The organism is Mesorhizobium sp. B1-1-5 (assembly GCF_006443065.1).
Classification (GTDB): domain Bacteria; phylum Pseudomonadota; class Alphaproteobacteria; order Rhizobiales; family Rhizobiaceae; genus Mesorhizobium.
In genome coordinates this window covers 18,724-33,411 of the sequence record NZ_VFWS01000003.1, presented here as the reverse complement: position 1 = coordinate 33,411, position 14,688 = coordinate 18,724, and the positions used below count along the sequence as shown (strand labels likewise).

The 14,688-nt window shown below is 64.0% G+C and carries 15 protein-coding genes; 9 read left to right on the top strand and 6 right to left on the bottom strand.

Going from position 1 to position 14,688, the window contains the following annotated elements; translation table 11 throughout:
• Window positions 1-253 precede the first annotated feature (253 nt).
• On the top strand, window positions 254-1,297 hold the full coding sequence (locus tag FJ980_RS01900; protein WP_140541270.1) for an aldo/keto reductase: 1,044 nt from the start codon (window positions 254-256) through the stop codon (window positions 1,295-1,297).
• 5 nt (window positions 1,298-1,302) lie between these two features.
• Here the strand turns inward: FJ980_RS01900 and FJ980_RS01895 are convergent, their stop codons facing one another.
• Together FJ980_RS01895 and FJ980_RS01890 are read right to left on the bottom strand one after the other, a co-directional pair.
• Window positions 1,303-2,274: a glycosyl transferase family 90 gene (locus tag FJ980_RS01895; protein ID WP_140541269.1), complete on the bottom strand. Its 972-nt coding sequence runs from the start codon at window positions 2,272-2,274 to the stop codon at window positions 1,303-1,305.
• A 100-nt stretch (window positions 2,275-2,374) separates the two neighbouring features.
• A complete protein-coding gene (locus FJ980_RS01890; protein WP_140541268.1) occupies window positions 2,375-3,040 on the bottom strand; it encodes a GntR family transcriptional regulator in 666 nt (221 codons plus the stop codon).
• 131 nt (window positions 3,041-3,171) lie between these two features.
• On the opposite strand from FJ980_RS01890, the gene FJ980_RS01885 reads away from it, so the two are divergent.
• Window positions 3,172-4,419, top strand: a complete 1,248-nt coding sequence (locus FJ980_RS01885; protein ID WP_140541267.1) for an MFS transporter — start codon at window positions 3,172-3,174, stop codon at window positions 4,417-4,419.
• A 38-nt stretch (window positions 4,420-4,457) separates the two neighbouring features.
• Window positions 4,458-4,832: a DUF423 domain-containing protein gene (locus tag FJ980_RS01880; RefSeq protein WP_140541266.1), complete on the top strand. Its 375-nt coding sequence runs from the start codon at window positions 4,458-4,460 to the stop codon at window positions 4,830-4,832.
• Window positions 4,833-4,850: 18 nt separating this feature from the next.
• Here the strand turns inward: FJ980_RS01880 and FJ980_RS35790 are convergent, their stop codons facing one another.
• Together FJ980_RS35790 and FJ980_RS34570 are read right to left on the bottom strand one after the other, a co-directional pair.
• Window positions 4,851-4,982 (bottom strand): hypothetical protein, encoded by a 132-nt coding sequence (locus FJ980_RS35790; protein ID WP_281405830.1) that lies wholly within the window; start codon window positions 4,980-4,982, stop codon window positions 4,851-4,853.
• Window positions 4,983-5,040: 58 nt separating this feature from the next.
• Window positions 5,041-5,184: a hypothetical protein gene (locus FJ980_RS34570; RefSeq protein WP_181181077.1), complete on the bottom strand. Its 144-nt coding sequence runs from the start codon at window positions 5,182-5,184 to the stop codon at window positions 5,041-5,043.
• Between the two features lie 178 nt (window positions 5,185-5,362).
• On the opposite strand from FJ980_RS34570, the gene FJ980_RS01875 reads away from it, so the two are divergent.
• Window positions 5,363-6,442, top strand: a complete 1,080-nt coding sequence (locus tag FJ980_RS01875; RefSeq protein WP_140541265.1) for a LacI family DNA-binding transcriptional regulator — start codon at window positions 5,363-5,365, stop codon at window positions 6,440-6,442.
• A 49-nt stretch (window positions 6,443-6,491) separates the two neighbouring features.
• Here FJ980_RS01875 and opgC read toward each other — a convergent pair whose 3' ends face one another.
• Window positions 6,492-7,730, bottom strand: coding sequence for an OpgC domain-containing protein (opgC, locus tag FJ980_RS01870; RefSeq protein WP_140541264.1), 1,239 nt, complete (start codon window positions 7,728-7,730; stop codon window positions 6,492-6,494).
• A gap of 200 nt (window positions 7,731-7,930) precedes the next feature.
• Here opgC and FJ980_RS01865 point away from each other — a divergent pair, with 200 nt between their 5' ends.
• The 5 genes from FJ980_RS01865 (at window position 7,931) to FJ980_RS01845 (ending at window position 13,233) form a co-directional block, all read left to right on the top strand.
• Entirely contained in the window at window positions 7,931-8,596 is a 666-nt protein-coding gene (locus tag FJ980_RS01865; protein ID WP_140541263.1) for an alpha/beta hydrolase, read from the top strand.
• A gap of 135 nt (window positions 8,597-8,731) precedes the next feature.
• Entirely contained in the window at window positions 8,732-9,811 is a 1,080-nt protein-coding gene (locus FJ980_RS01860; RefSeq protein ID WP_140541262.1) for a toxic anion resistance protein, read from the top strand.
• A 118-nt stretch (window positions 9,812-9,929) separates the two neighbouring features.
• Window positions 9,930-11,501 carry a substrate-binding domain-containing protein gene (locus FJ980_RS01855; RefSeq protein WP_140541261.1) on the top strand — a complete coding sequence of 524 codons (1,572 nt, stop codon included), beginning with the start codon at window positions 9,930-9,932 and terminating at the stop codon, window positions 11,499-11,501.
• Window positions 11,502-11,509: 8 nt separating this feature from the next.
• A complete protein-coding gene (locus FJ980_RS01850; protein ID WP_140541260.1) occupies window positions 11,510-12,127 on the top strand; it encodes a 5-bromo-4-chloroindolyl phosphate hydrolysis family protein in 618 nt (205 codons plus the stop codon).
• A complete protein-coding gene (locus tag FJ980_RS01845) occupies window positions 12,127-13,233 on the top strand; it encodes a hypothetical protein (protein WP_140541259.1) in 1,107 nt (368 codons plus the stop codon). Before FJ980_RS01850 ends, FJ980_RS01845 begins: the two co-directional genes overlap by 1 nt.
• A gap of 37 nt (window positions 13,234-13,270) precedes the next feature.
• Here FJ980_RS01845 and sthA read toward each other — a convergent pair whose 3' ends face one another.
• Complete coding sequence (sthA, locus tag FJ980_RS01840; RefSeq protein WP_140541258.1) at window positions 13,271-14,659, bottom strand: Si-specific NAD(P)(+) transhydrogenase; 1,389 nt, start codon at window positions 14,657-14,659, stop codon at window positions 13,271-13,273.
• Between the last annotated feature and the right edge of the window lie 29 nt (window positions 14,660-14,688).

Below are 14,688 nucleotides of genomic sequence, written 5' to 3'. Positions count from 1 at the left end.
CGCGCTGCTCCGTCTGCCTGTCAGCCATCACCGCTTCGGAAGCCCCGGCCGGACACTCCGTAAGCCGACTGAGATACAGAGGCGCAATGACGGTTTTATTGCAATCGCCCGGCAGTTGCATCGATATGGAAGATATGTGATCGACCCCGTATCGATAGCGGGGCGACAAGCGGCGGGAATTGTCCTACAAATCCTTCGCCCTCTTTCCGGCGCTCGCCACGGCGCTTCTTCAAAACAAATTGCGAGGACCGACATGGAATACCGCACGCTCGGCCGATCCGGCTTGAAAGTCTCGACATTGACGCTTGGCACCATGACCTTCGGCGGCACCGGTCCGTTCGCCGCCGTCGGCAATTCGGATCTTTCGGAAGCCAAACGCATCATCGACACCTGCATCGATGCCGGCATCAACCTCATCGACACCGCAAACGTCTATTCCAACGGGTTGTCGGAAGAGATCATCGGCGAGGCGCTTGGCGGCAAGCGCAAGAACGATGTGCTGATCGCCTCGAAGGCGCGCATGCGTATCGGCACCGGCCCCAATGACGAAGGCCTGTCGCGCCATCATCTGATCCGCGAGTGCGAAAAGAGCCTGAAGCGGCTCAGGACCGACGTCATCGACGTCTATTTCGTCCACCAGTGGGACGGACTCACCCCGGTCGAGGAGACGATCGCGGCGCTCGACACCTTGGTCAATCAGGGCAAGATCCGCTATATCGGCTGCTCCAACTGGTCGGGTTGGCAGGTGATGAAGGCCCTTGCCGTCAGCGACAGCCGCCATCAGGCCCGTTTCATCACTCAGCAGATCCACTACACGCTGGAAGCGCGCGAGGCCGAATATGAATTGCTGCCGATCTCGCTCGACCAGGGCCTCGGCGTGCTGGTCTGGAGCCCGCTGGCCGGAGGGCTGCTCTCCGGCAAATACCATCGCGACAGCCCGACCGCGCGCCAGATCGGCGGCTGGACGGAACCGCCGATCCGCGACGAGGATCGCCTGTGGCGCATTGTCGACGTGCTCAACTTCATCGGCAAGGCACGCGGCGTTTCGGGCGCGCAGGTGGCGCTTGCCTGGCTGCTCGGTCGACCGGCCATAAGCTCGCTGGTGATTGGCGCGCGCAACGAGGCGCAGCTCAAGGACAACCTCGCCGCGGCAAGCCTGTCGCTCACCGAGGACGAACGGCAGCGTCTCGACGTCGTCAGCCGGCCGCCGGTGCTTTATCCCTATTGGCACCAGCAGTTCACCGCCAGGGACCGGTTCGGGCCGGCCGATCGGGTGCTTGACCGCTCCCACGCTTAAAACGCTCAGCCGGCGATGAAGCGCCAGACTTCCGCGTCGGGCTTTATCTGTCCGCTCAGCACGAAATATTTATAGAGGACGAGCAGCGAAATCGCCTGCTCGTCCTGCTCATTGCCGAATTTGCGGCAATGGGCGTTGGCGGCGGCGGTTATGCGTCCCGCCTCGTCGGGATGTTTTTCAAAATAGGCCACTTTGTCGACCAGGTCGGAGAAATCCGGCTGCAGCGGCACGTAATGGATATTGGGCTCGACCTGGGCTTCGGCGAACCAGGTTTCGTAGGTCGGTTCCGGCATGAGGCAGAGTGAATTGGAGCTCATGATCCATTTCAGGTTCGTCGCGACATCATTGCCTTCGAGCGAGACGATGTAGCGATACTGTCGCTGCTGCTCGATGTTCAGGAACGGCTTGCGGTATCCGTCCGGCGCATCGGCCCTGTGGGAACCAGCGTCGCAAATCGGCAGGTCGGCGGCCTTTTCGACGAAGCGGGTGCGAATCGGATTGTTGAGATGACCGCGCCACACCACCATCGGACGCTTGGCGGCGAAAGACAGGTTGTCGGGGGGCATGTAGAAGTGACGGAACTTGTTCAGCTTCATCAGCACGCCGTTCGCATTGTCGTCGCCGATGGGCCGGTCCTTGACGATCCTCGGGAACTCCGGAACGCCGACAACATCGCCGAACTCGAAATCGATCAGCAGGCCGGGATCGAAATAGCGGGCGAATTCCTTGAGGTCGTAATAATACATGCTGGAAGAGGACGGCAGCTTGCCGACGGCTATGGCATCGGGACTGGGCATGAACGGGTGTTCCAGCTTGTTGTAGTAGTTCAGCCGCTCGCGAACCGTCTTGCCCGAAAGCATGGCCTGTTCAAGCCGGCTGGCGAGGCGGTCGCGAAACAGGGATTGCGGTGCGCGGTCGCGCGCGAAATTGCGCGCGTAGTAGAACAGCTTTGCGGCGGTTCGAGAGAGTGTGGCCATGCGTCCGCGAGTTCAGCAAGTCCCCCCTCGTCTCCTACAGCATTCTCCCGGCCATGTTGCAAGCCCGCTAATGCAACCGGCATTGTGTCGACGCTTTCCCTCAAGCCGCGACCACGGCAAATCCGCGTGCGCGCAAACCGCGCCGGTCGTCATGCAATGAGGTGACCAGCCGATCTCGGCTGCCGGCGATGTGAGCGGAAAGGAGCCGCGCCGCTTCATCGGCATCGGCGCTCCTGACGGCGGCGAGGATGGCATGATGTTCGGCCCAGGCACGGCCGAGCGCCTTCTCATCGCGCACCTCCAGCCAGCGCGCACGCGACAACCTGGTTATCGCGTCGCGCACGGCCCTGAGCAGAAACTCGTTGCCGGAAAGCCTTGCCAGTTCGATGTGGAAATCCAGGCCGACGCGATGCCACTCCTCGCGCGGCGTCTCAGCATCGCAGGAATCGAGCATCGCCGCGATCACGTCGATGCCGCCGCGGTCGTCGAGCGCCGCCGTCAGGCGAACCGCCGCGACTTCGACCGCCTCGCGGTAGACGGCGATCTGCCCGAGTTCGGCAAGGTTGATCGGCGCCACCGTCCAGCCGCGGCCGTCGCGGGCGATCAGCCCTTCCGTCTCCAGGCGCAGCAATGCGGCCCTCACCGGCGTGCGCGACGCGCCGAAGCGGCTCTCGATCCAGCGCTCGGTCAGCCGCTCGCCCGGGCCGATCTCCAAACCGAGGATCATCTCGCGAAGCTGCCTCTCGACATTTTGCATCTGCGACATTTGTCGTCCTGCTTTTCCAAGCCGCGTTGACGGCGCCCGCATTGACAGCGGCGAGTGTCAGGTCCATGACGGATACCAGCTTGGTATCCCAAATTGGTATCCGTAACAACCCCAGCATTGGCACGCATGACATGACGCCCAAGGAATCCGAACAGAGCGGCTTCAACATCCATTGGCGACGCAATCTCGCCGTCTGCTTCGCCGGCTCGTTCAGCACGCTTGTCGCCATGACGCTGCTTCTTCCGTTCCTGCCGCTTTACGTCGAGCAGCTCGGCGCCGAGGGCCACGCGGCGATCGTGCAGTGGTCGGGCATCGCCTATGGCGCGACCTTCTTCGCGGCCGCGCTGGTCGCGCCTTTGTGGGGACGGCTGGGCGACCGCTACGGCCGCAAGCTGATGCTGGTGCGCGCTTCGTTCGGCATGGCGATCTGCATGTCGCTGACCGGCATGGTCGAGAGCGTCTGGCAGCTGGTGCTGCTTCGGTTGCTGATCGGTTTTGCCGGCGGTTATTCATCGGGTTCGACGATCCTGGTGGCGATGCAGACGCCCAAGGAGCGCTCCGGCTGGGCGCTGGGCGTGCTGGCGGCGGGCATCACGGCGGGCTCGCTGGTCGGGCCGCTGCTGGGCGGTCTGCTGCCGCCGCTGATCGGCATCCGCGCGACCTTCCTGCTCTCCGGCGCCGTCATTTTCCTGGCCTTCCTGGCGACGACTTTCCTGATCAAGGAGAACCCGCCGGCGCCCAAGCCCGCCTCGAGGGCGGCGCCGAAAAGCGGCTGGTCGCAGATCCCCGACAAACGGCCGATCGTCGCCATGCTGGCCACCGGCATGCTGCTCGCCTTCGCCACCATGTCGATCGAGCCGATCATCACCGTCTATGTGCAGCAGCTCGTCGAGGACCGGAGCAAGGTGACCATGGTTGCGGGCGTCGTCATGTCCGCGGCGGCGCTCGGGACCATCCTATCCTCGTCCTGGCTAGGAAAACTCGCCGACCGCGTCGGCCACTGGAACGTCGTGGTCGGCGCGCTGACGGTCTCGGCATTGCTGCTCATTCCGCAAGCCTTCGTCACCAACGGCTGGCAATTGATTGGCCTGCGCTTCCTGATGGGCCTGGCGCTGGGCGGGCTGTTGCCCTGCATCACCAGCGTGATCCGCCACAACATCCCTGACGGGATCGGCGGCAATGTGCTTGGCCTCGCGATCTCGGCGCAATATGTCGGCCAGGTCGCGGGACCGCTGTCCGGCGGCTTCGTCGGCGGGCATTTCGGCATGCGCGCGGTGTTTCTGGGCACAGCGGTGCTGATGGCGCTTGGCGCGGTCTACAACTGGATTGTCCAGTCGCGCCGGGCGCGGCATATGCTGCTCGAAGCCCGCGAATCCTAACCGGCGCCTCTACCTGACCGTAGCATGGAGCATCCAAGATGAGCCTTACCGGGCACACATCAGACGGCGGGAGCCGCGTCCTCGTGCTGGCAGCCGGCCTCGTCGGCGCGGCCGGCGTGGCGCTGTCGGCGGCGGCCGCGCATCGCGGCGGCGTCTTCACCGGCACGGCGGCCAATTTCCTGCTGATGCATGCGCCGGCGTTCCTTGCCATCGGCCTTGCCGGCGGCAACCGCTGCCTCAAGATCGCCAGCCTCGTCCTGCTCGCGGGCCTGCTTCTGTTCTGCGGCGATCTGCTCGCCCGCGACTTTCTCGGCTCGCGGCTGTTCCCGATGTCGGCGCCGATCGGCGGTACCCTGCTGATTGCCGGCTGGGTAGCGATTGCCGTCTCGGCGCTGTGGCGTCCTCGACCGTAGGTATTCCGGCGAGCGTTTTTAACCGGCGCGCCGCTTAGCCTTGCGTGCAGCCAGGTCGTTGGCGCGGCGCCGCTCGGGCTGCTCGGTTCCGCGCGTGATGCCCCAATAGTTGCGGTAGATGTCCTGAAACAGATGGCCAATCGGATGCATGATTGATTCTCCTCAAGTTGAATCGATCCAATAAACAAATGCGGAAGATGGCCGCGGTTCAGCCGCGCTTGCGCTCCACGAGGAAGCGGAGCTCGCGGCGCCAGGGACCCGCTCTGCCGCGCCGCTTCTGGCTAATGGCGGCCGAGGCGATGCCCCAATCGTTGCGGTAGATGTCTTCAAACAAATAACTCACCGGATGCATGGCATCCCTCCTGTTGGAACCGCTCCATCAAAAAGCGGATGACTTGGATCGATTCAATCATAGACCTCGATCATGCGACGTCAAGCGAAATTTGAATCGATCCAACAAAAATGTTAGATGACCAGCAGCAATTCAGCGGTCATGTTCTTCTTCCCGTGACCGGATTCGGAGGAACGACATGGCATCACTCCTCGAAGGCCAGGCAAGACCGATCAGGCTGGCCGACATCGCCAAGGCCGCCGGCGTGTCGCATGGCACGGCCTCGAATGTTTTCAGCCGTCCCGAGATCGTGCGCGCCGAAGTGCGCGAGCGGGTCAAGGCGGTGGCGGAGCAGATGGGTTATGCCGGTCCGGACCCGAAAGGCCGCCTGCTACGCGCCGGCAAGGTCAACGCCATCGGCGTCGCCACGACCGAGCCGCTCTCCTACTTCTTCGACGATCCGTTCGCCCGCGTGATGATGGCCGGCATTTCCGAAGCCTGCGACGCCACCGGCGCGGGCATCGCGCTGGTCTCGGCCGCCAATCAGGAAAAGCTCGCCTGGAACATTCAGAGCGCGCTTGTCGACGGCTTTGTGCTGTTCTGCATCGAAGGCGGCTCGCGCCTTGTCGATCTGACGCGCGAGCGCAGGTTGCCCTTCGTTGCGCTGGAGCTCGGCTTCCAGGACGAGACGGTATCGGCCATCGGCGTCGACAATGTCGCCGGCGCCAGGCTCGCCGCGCGCCATCTCGCCGAGCTTGGCCATCGCCGCTTTGCCGTCCTGTCGCTCGGCTTTGCCGACAATCGCACCGGCTTCGCGACACCGAAGGTGGTGCGCAGCGCGGTCTATACCGGAACGCGCGATCGCCTTGTCGGCTATTTCGAGGAGCTTTCCCGCTTCGGCATCGATACGGCGACTATCCCGGTCTATGAGACCGAGAACGAGGAAAAAAGCACCAGGGCCGGCCTCGAGGCGATCTTTGCCAAGGGGGAGCCGCCGACCGCCATCCTGGCGATGTCGGACCGCATGGCCCTGATCGCCATCGACTGGCTGAGGGCACGCGGCCTCAACGTTCCCGGCGATGTCTCCATTGTCGGCTTTGACGGCGTGCCGGACGGCGCGCTGAGCACGCCGCCACTGACCACCATCGCCCAGCCGATCACCGAGATCGGCCGCCGCGCCGCGCGCATGATCCTCGACCACGACGGCGCGGTCCGGCGCGAGACGATGGGCGTCGAGTTCGTCATCAGAGGTTCGACCGGGCCGGCACCGAAAGCCTGAGCGGGCTCAGGCAATTCGGATAGATCGCAGGCATTTCCTTGCCCTGCGGTTAGTAGCCGCCCGCCCGCGCCGGCAGCGGCTGCACGCCGAACGTCGCACGCGCAGGCTCCTCGCGCACGGGCTTGGCGCGAGATGGGCCGAGGCTTGCAAGCCATTCGAGGTAGAGCGCAAGCGCGAGCTGCATGGCGATGCCTGCCGCGATCAGCAGCGTGTCGTAGGCCGGGCCGCCCGGGTTGATCAGCTTCAGCACCTGCGCCGCCATGGCAAGCAGCGTGCCGGCGATGAAAACCGGCAGCGAGCGCTTGCCCAGGATCGCGAGCGGATTGTCGGGCCGGACGCGGAAGAGGTTGGAGACCGCCGGCAGCGCGACGATCAGATAGCTGACCGCAAGAATGTGCAAGAGCCGCGGCAGCGACAGGAAGGTCTTGTCGAAGCCGCCGATCACCACCGGCAGGTTGAACCAGGTGATCTGACCCCAGAGCGGAGTGTGCACCCAGATCGCCGCGCCGACCACATAGAGGCCGGCGGCACCCAGCAGCCACGGATTGACCGGGATGCGCCCGCCGCGCTTCACATGCAGCATGGCGGCAAGGCCGATGTTGAACAGAAATTGCCAGGACAGCGGATTGAGGAACCAGAGGCCGGGCTCCGGATAATTCGGTGGCGCGATCTGCCAGATGCCGGCGGCTAGCCACAGCAGGCCAGATACGATCAGCGCCGGCACCGGCCGATAGCTGACGAACAGCACGAAAGCAGGCGCCGCAAGAAGCAGCGCCGCATAGACCGGCAAGATGTTGTTGTAGCCGAGCTGGTGGCCGAGCGTGACGATGCCGAGCAGCGCCTGCGGCGTGTTGCGCATCAAGGGTTCGATGTTGATCATCGCCAGCATTTCCGGCCGGTGCGCGAACAGAGCGGCGGCGCTAAACAGCGCGATCACCACCATCGTGATGACGATGTGGGAGATGTAGAGCACCCCGGCGCGCCGCCACATCTTCAAGGTCGCTAGCAATCGGCCGCCCGGCTTGAACTTCGTGCCGTAAGCCAGCGCCACCGAGATGCCGGAGATCAGCACGAAGGCTTCCGCCGCGTCGGAAAAGCCGAAGTTCTTGTAGGTCCAGTTCTCGAAGACGGTGCCAGGCACATGGTCGACGAAAATGGTGAGCAACGCGAGCGCGCGCAGCACGTCGATACGCGTGTCACGATCGTTGATACGTGTGTCACGATCGTTGATGCGCGTATCGCGCTCTCCGACACGCTTGTCGCGGTCGTTAGGGACAGGGGTGGTCATCGACAAAAGGCCTCAAAGCTGGTTGTTCATAGCCAGCAAATGCGACCCCCGGGGCGCACCGCTTCGATTCCTCCCACGGGGGAGTGTATCGGCGGAAAAACGGACTGAATTGCGCCTGGTTCAATCAACTTTCGCGGAGCGCGAAAATATTCCGTTTTGAAGCCGGCAAATCAACGAATCTCTCATGGAATCAAATGGATATGAGCGCTCCCGAATATGGCGAGAAAAACAGTATCCTGCGCCAGGACCTCACCTTCCCTTACCGTTTGCTGAGGCCGGCAAACGCAAGCGGCGAGTGCCTGTTCGTGCTGCACGGGTCGGGTGTCGACGAGACGACGATGCTGCCGCTGGCGAGGCAGATCGCGCCGCGTTCGGTGATCGTCGCGGCGCGCGGCCGCATTCCACAGGAGGACGGATTTCGCTGGTTCGAGCGAATCACGCCGACCAGTTTTGAGCAAACCTCCATCCGTGCCGAGACGGCCGCCTATGCCCAGTTCGCAACGGAAGTGTCGCGCCAACATGGGCTCGATCTGCAACGCGCGACCTTCCTTGGCTATTCGAACGGCGCCAATGTCATCTCCAGCCTGATGCTGCTCCATCCCGGCCTGGTCAGACAGGCAGCGCTGTTGAGGGCGATGCCGGTGCTCGACATCTCGCCAATGGCCGACCTCGGCGGCAGCCGTGTGTTGATCATTGCCGGGGCGGCCGACCAGACCTATGGCCCTTTCACCCCTGCCCTGGTGACACTGTTCAGCGAGCGCCGCGCCGAGGTCGACGCGCGCATTGTTGCCTCGGGCCACGAATTCGGCGATGCGGACGCCGCGATCCTGCGGCAATGGCTGGCAGCGCCTGCGCCGCCTGCCTGAATCGTGCGCCAGCCTCTCGCAGGTAAGAGCTGAAAATGTGAGGCACTTCACACTCCAAGGCGGCATACCGCCCTACTGTCATATGTCTGTCACACACTGTCTATCGAGATACTGTTCACCGAGGGGGAGGTCTCAATGGCCGACGAGAACAGCATCACTCTGCTCGACGACACTTCGAAGTTGCCCGCCATTGCCGCCAGCCCAGGCGAGGTCGCCAGGATTGAAGGCGGCATCGATATTCGCGACCGCGCGGCGATTTCGGTCTTCGGCGACCGCGCCCAGCAGGCGGTCAGCGACTATGCCGACAAGATCCTGTCTCAGATTCGCAACCGCGATCTCGGCGACACCGGCACGCTGCTGACCGACATCATCATGAAGGCCAAGAACCTCGACCCTGCTTCGCTGAAGGAAGCAGGGTTCTTGAGCAACCTGTTCTCCTCGTTCAAGGCACGGCTCGAGCGCTTCAAGGAAAAGTATGAGGATGTCGCCGGGCAGATCGACCGCATCGGCCTGGAGCTCGACCGCCACAAGGACACGCTGCGCCGCGATATCGCCGTGCTCGACGACCTGCATGAGCAGACCAAGGACTCCATCCTCAATCTCGACGCTTATGTGCAGGCCGGCAAGAAATTCGTCGATGAATACCGCGCCAACGAGTTGCCGAAGCTGAAAGCCGCGGCCGACGCCAAGGCCAGCGATTCTGCTGGAGCGCTGGAGGCGCAGACCTATCAGGACGCCGTGCAGGCACTCGACCGGCTGGAAAAGCGCATCTTCTATCTGGTGCAGGCGCGCCAGCTCGGCATCCAGCAATTGCCGCAGATCCGCATCGTGCAGTCGGGCGACGAGACGCTGATCGAGAACCTGCAGGCGACCTCGGCGCTGACCGTGCCGGCCTGGAAGCAAAAAATGGTCATCCTGCTTGGGCTGACCAACCAGAAGTCGGCGCTGGAACTGCAAAAGACCGTGACCGATGCCACCAACGAGATGATCCGCCAAACATCGAAGATGATGAAGGATCAGGCCATCTCCATCGAGGAGCAGGCGCAGCGCGGCATCGTCGATGTCGAGACGCTGGCCCAGGCCAACCGCGACCTGATCGACACGGTGCAAGGCGTGCTCAAGGTGCAGGAGCAAGGCCGGCAGAGGCGGGCCGATGCCGAAAAGCAGATGGACCAGATGACGGCCGACCTCAAGAAAGCGCTCACCGGAGCATGATGCCGAAAAGTGTGAAGCGGTTTCGGACGACATCATGCTCAATCTCTTTGATTTGGAGCCGGACGATTTCAGGTCGAGTGGACCTGAATCGTCCGGCTCGAGGGCTGACGGAGCCTCGATGCCAATGAAGCTTTCGTCCGTTCTTGCGCTGGCGGCCGCACTGCTGCTGGCGGCCTGCAATTCGAGCAACGTCAAATTCTCGATCGTCTCCGGTTCCGAAAACACGGTGCTGGAGCCGATCGTGCAGGAATTCTGCGCCAAGCAGGGCGCGACCTGTACCATCTCCTACCAGGGCTCGCTCGACATCGGCCTCGGCCTGCAGAAGGCCAGCGGGCTCGATCAGGACGCGGTCTGGCCGGCATCGAGCGTCTGGGTCGACCTGTTCGATTCCGGCCGCAAGGTCCGCAACCTCACTTCGATCGCGCAGATGCCGGTCATCCTCGGCGTGCGCAAATCCAAGGCCGCCGAACTCGGCTGGATCGGCAAGGACGTGTTCATGAAGGACATTCTTGCCGCGGTGAAGGACGGCAAGCTCAAATTCCTGATGACCTCGGCCACGCAGTCCAATTCCGGCGCCAGCGCCTATCTGGCGATGCTCTCCAGCGCGCTTGGCGGCAAGGAAGTGATCCAGCCCGGCGACCTCGACAGTCCCGCTGTCCAAGACACCGTCGGCGCGCTGTTGCAAGGCGTCGAGCGCTCTTCGGGTTCTTCGGGCTGGCTGGCCGACCTCTATGTAGATTCCGCGCGCAAGGGGACGCTCTATGACGCGATGTGGAATTACGAGGCGACGCTGAAAGAAACCAACGACAAACTGAAGCAGATGGGCGACGAGCCGCTCTATGCGGTCTATCCGGCCGACGGTGTGGCGGTCGGCGATTCCCCACTCGGCTTCATCGATCACGGGCGCGGCGCCGACGTCGAAAAATTCTTCACCAGCCTGCTCGCCTATCTGCAGTCGGATACGGTGCGCAAGCGCATCGCCGACACCGGCCGGCGGCTGCCGCTGGGCGGCGCCGCAGCCCAGGCGACGGCCGAACCCGACTGGAATTTCGACCCCGCCAAGCTAGTGACCTCGATCCGCATGCCGGAGCCGGCGGTAATCCGGACGGCGCTAAACCTCTATCAGGAGGCGCTGCGCAAGCCGTCGCTGACGGCGCTGTGCTTCGATTTCTCCGGCTCGATGGAGGACCAGGGCGAAAAGCAGCTGCAGACGGCCGCGCAGTTCCTGTTCACGCCGGAAAAGTCGAGCGAAGTGCTGGTGCAATGGACGCGGTCCGATCACATCTTCGTGCTGCCTTTCGACAGCACCGTGCGCGACATTTTCGACGCGACGGGCGATCCGTCGGGCCAGAACCAGCTGCTCGGTGACGTGGCGCAGCAGCGCGCCGGCGGCGGCACGGACATGTACGCCTGCGCCTCGCAAGCGCTGCAGAAGATCCTGGCCACCCCGAATCTGCCGAAATACCTGCCGGCCATCGTCATCATGACCGACGGCCGCACCGACGGCAGCGCCGAGCCGTTTTTGGCTGAGTGGCGCCAGGCGCCGGTACGGGTGCCGGTGTTCGGCATCACTTTCGGCGACGCCGACAAGAGCCAGCTCGACAGCCTGGCCAAAGCGACCTCGGCGCGCGTCTTCGACGGCGGCGGCGACCTTGCCGGTGCCTTCCGCGCCGCGCGCGGCTACAACTAAGGCCAACGATGCGCGGTTTGTTCGGCAATGACTGGAACTGGATCGTGGCGGGGCTGGTGTCGGCCGCGCTGCTGATTGGTCTCAGCACGCTCACCCACTTCCCCTTCCTGGTCTCGGCCGTGATCTCGGTTCTGGTCTTTGCCGGATTGATCTTCGTGCTGGCGCCGCGCCAGCTTTTCGAAGGGCTCGACCTCGGCTCGATCGGCGGCGGCCAGGTGGCGTTCGCGCGCGAATTGCTGGCGCAGGCGCAACCGGCGGCCGACCGCCTGGCGGCGGCCGCCGGCTCGATCGCCGACAAGGATATGAAGGCCAAGGTGAGAAACTTGTCCGACATTGCCACCGACGTCATATCCAAGGTCGAGGCGAAGCCGGCGAGCGCTGCTTCCGTCCGGCGCTTCCTGACCTATTACGTGCCGCAGGCGGCGGAAGTCGCGGAAGGCTATGCCGCGCTTGCCGATCGCCGCGCGCCAAGTCAGCAGCGGCTTGCCACTATCGGCGCGGTGATCACCAAGCTGCAGGATGCTTTCGTGCATTATGCCGACAGCCAGGCCGATTCCGAGCTTGGCACGCTCGACGTTGACCTTCGGCTCATCCAGGAGTCGCTGAAAGAGGATATCGGTCGCTGATGGCCCTTTCTCGTCGCGCTTTCGGACTGGGACTGCTTGCCGCCGCCGCGGCCGGAACGGGCGGCTATCTGACGCTCAAGGACCGGCCGGAATTCCGCGATTATCTCGGCAACCGCGCGCATCTGTTCGGCTTCGTCGGCGGCGAGAAGCAGGCTTTCCTTTCCGACCCCGATGTCGTCAGCGCGCTGGCTGGCTATGGGCTGGAGCTCGACGCGCGTGTCGCTGGTTCGGTCGAGATGGTGCGCGAGCCGGCGCTCTTGACGCAGAAGCCGCAATTCCTATGGCCGTCCTCGTCGATCATGGTCGATCTCGCACGCAAGAGCGGCGTCTCGATCCGCAACGACCAGGTCGTGCTCAATTCGCCGATCGTCGTCTACACTTGGGGACCGGTGGTCGAAGGTCTGAAGAAGAGCGGCCTGGTCACCGTCGCGGCCAAGGGCGGCTACAACCAGCTCGACCTCAAGGCGTTCCTCGATGCCATCCTTGCCGGCAAGAACTGGTCGGATCTTGGCATCTCCGAGCTCTACGGCCGCGCCCGTATCGTGTCCACCGATCCCAACCGCTCCAATTCCGGCTTCATGTTCGCAGGGCTGGTGCTCAGTCTGCTGAGCGGCGACGTGGCGACGCAGGAACTGCTTGCCCGGCATGGCGAGGAGGCAAAGTCGATCTTCCGCAGCATGGGCCTGAAATCGTCCTCGTCGGGCAAGCTGTTCGACCAGTATATCGCCGGCGGCCTCGGCGCCGAGCCGATGGCGGTGGGCTACGAGAACCAGTTGGTGGAATGGGCGCTCGCCGACCCGGCGCGCTGGCAGCGCGTGCAGGCCGGCGCCGGCGCCAAGCCGGAAATCCTCTACCCGCGTCCTACCGTCTATTCGGCGCATCCGCTGATCGTCATCGATCCGGCGGTCGATCCGCTGCTCGAAGCGCTGACCAGCCCGAAGCTGCAGCAACTTGCCTGGTCGAAGCACGGGTTCCGCGGGCCGCTCGGCACCGTGGCGGGCGATGCAGACGCCATCGCCGGCGTGCGTCCAGCCGAGATCGAGGCGGTGCTGCCGATGCCTTCGGCTGACGTGATGCTTTCGCTGCTGTCGCAGATGGAAGGTTAGCCGGCCAGCTTGGCCGGATTCCGCAGCGCCAATCCCCTCACCCCTGCCCCATCCGGTTCCAGGCATCCAGACCGGCGATCTTGTAGGCCTCGGCCAGCGTCGGGTAGTTGAAGGTATTGTTGACGAAGAAGTCGACCGTACCGCCGAGATTGATCACCGCCTGGCCGATATGGATGAGCTCGGTGGCGCCTTCGCCGACGATGTGGGCGCCGAGCAGGCGGCGCGTCTCGACCGAGAACAACAGCTTCAGGAACCCGCTAGAGACGCCCATGATGTGGCCGCGCGAGGTCTCGCGAAAACGCGCCAGGCCGACCTCGTAGGCCGCGCCGCTGTCGCGCACCTGCTCTTCCGACAGGCCGACCGTCGAAATCTCCGGCACGGCGTAGATGCCATAGGGAAAGCTTTCCGGCGGCGGCGGCAGGTGAACCCCGAAGGCGTGGCAAGCCGCCACCCGGCCCTGCTCCATCGACGTCGAAGCCAGGCTCGGGAAGCCGATGACATCGCCGGAAGCATAGATGTTTGAAACCGTGGTCTGGAAGGTATGCGGATCGACCTTGATGCGGCCGCGGGCGTCGGCCTCGATGCCGACCGTGTCGAGGCCGAGGCTGGCGACATTGCCGGTGCGGCCGGCGGCGTAGAGCACCATCTCGGAGCGGATGGTGCGGCCGTCGGCCAGCGTCACTTCGGCGTGGTCGGGTTTCGAGGCGATCTCCTTCACCGTGCTGCCCAGCCGAATGGTCATGCCGCGGTCGCGCATCTGGTGGATGAAGTCGTCGACGATTTCGCGATCGATGAAGTCGAGGATGGTGTTGCGCGGTTCGACCAGTGTCACCGGCACGTCGAGGGCGGAAAAGATGGTGGCGTATTCGACGCCGATGACGCCGGCGCCGATCACCGTCAGCGTGCGCGGCAGATGATGGAGCTCCAGCATCTCGTCGCTGTCGAAGACGCGCTTCTTGTCGAAGGGCACGTCGGCCGGGCGGTGCGGCCTGGTGCCGACGGCGATCAGCGCGTTGGCGAATCCGACTTCGCTGTAGTCGCCATTGTCGGCGGTCAGGCTGACCTTGTTCGGCGTGAGGAACTTCACCGCGGCGCGCGCGCTCTTCACCGTGTTGCGCATGAACTGGTGCTGCAGCACCTCGACCTCATGGTCGAGCGTCTTGTGCAGCCGGTCGACCAGATCCGAGATCGAAATGTCCTGCTTGACCCGGTAGCCGCGTCCGTAGAAACCGCGTTCGCGCCAGCCCGAGAGATTGAGCACCGTCTCGCGCAGCGTCTTCGACGGGATGGTGCCGGTATGCACCGAGACGCCGCCCAGGCGCCGGCCCCTGTCGACCACCAGCACCGACTTGCCGAGCTTGGCCGATTGCACCGCGGCGCGGCGCCCCGAAGGGCCGCTGCCGATGACCAGCATGTCGTAGTCCATGTCCCGTCCCCTTTGTGCGCCGCAGCAAG

Coding starts and splice junctions, on each gene's coding strand:
- FJ980_RS01900 (WP_140541270.1), top strand. CDS start 254: ATGGAATACCGCACGCTCGGCCGATCCGGCTTGAAAGTCTCGACATTG.
- FJ980_RS01895 (WP_140541269.1), bottom strand. CDS start 2,274: ATGGCCACACTCTCTCGAACCGCCGCAAAGCTGTTCTACTACGCGCGC.
- FJ980_RS01890 (WP_140541268.1), bottom strand. CDS start 3,040: ATGTCGCAGATGCAAAATGTCGAGAGGCAGCTTCGCGAGATGATCCTC.
- FJ980_RS01885 (WP_140541267.1), top strand. CDS start 3,172: ATGACGCCCAAGGAATCCGAACAGAGCGGCTTCAACATCCATTGGCGA.
- FJ980_RS01880 (WP_140541266.1), top strand. CDS start 4,458: ATGAGCCTTACCGGGCACACATCAGACGGCGGGAGCCGCGTCCTCGTG.
- FJ980_RS35790 (WP_281405830.1), bottom strand. CDS start 4,982: ATGCATCCGATTGGCCATCTGTTTCAGGACATCTACCGCAACTATTGG.
- FJ980_RS34570 (WP_181181077.1), bottom strand. CDS start 5,184: ATGCATCCGGTGAGTTATTTGTTTGAAGACATCTACCGCAACGATTGG.
- FJ980_RS01875 (WP_140541265.1), top strand. CDS start 5,363: ATGGCATCACTCCTCGAAGGCCAGGCAAGACCGATCAGGCTGGCCGAC.
- opgC (WP_140541264.1), bottom strand. CDS start 7,730: ATGACCACCCCTGTCCCTAACGACCGCGACAAGCGTGTCGGAGAGCGC.
- FJ980_RS01865 (WP_140541263.1), top strand. CDS start 7,931: ATGAGCGCTCCCGAATATGGCGAGAAAAACAGTATCCTGCGCCAGGAC.
- FJ980_RS01860 (WP_140541262.1), top strand. CDS start 8,732: ATGGCCGACGAGAACAGCATCACTCTGCTCGACGACACTTCGAAGTTG.
- FJ980_RS01855 (WP_140541261.1), top strand. CDS start 9,930: ATGCCAATGAAGCTTTCGTCCGTTCTTGCGCTGGCGGCCGCACTGCTG.
- FJ980_RS01850 (WP_140541260.1), top strand. CDS start 11,510: ATGCGCGGTTTGTTCGGCAATGACTGGAACTGGATCGTGGCGGGGCTG.
- FJ980_RS01845 (WP_140541259.1), top strand. CDS start 12,127: ATGGCCCTTTCTCGTCGCGCTTTCGGACTGGGACTGCTTGCCGCCGCC.
- sthA (WP_140541258.1), bottom strand. CDS start 14,659: ATGGACTACGACATGCTGGTCATCGGCAGCGGCCCTTCGGGGCGCCGC.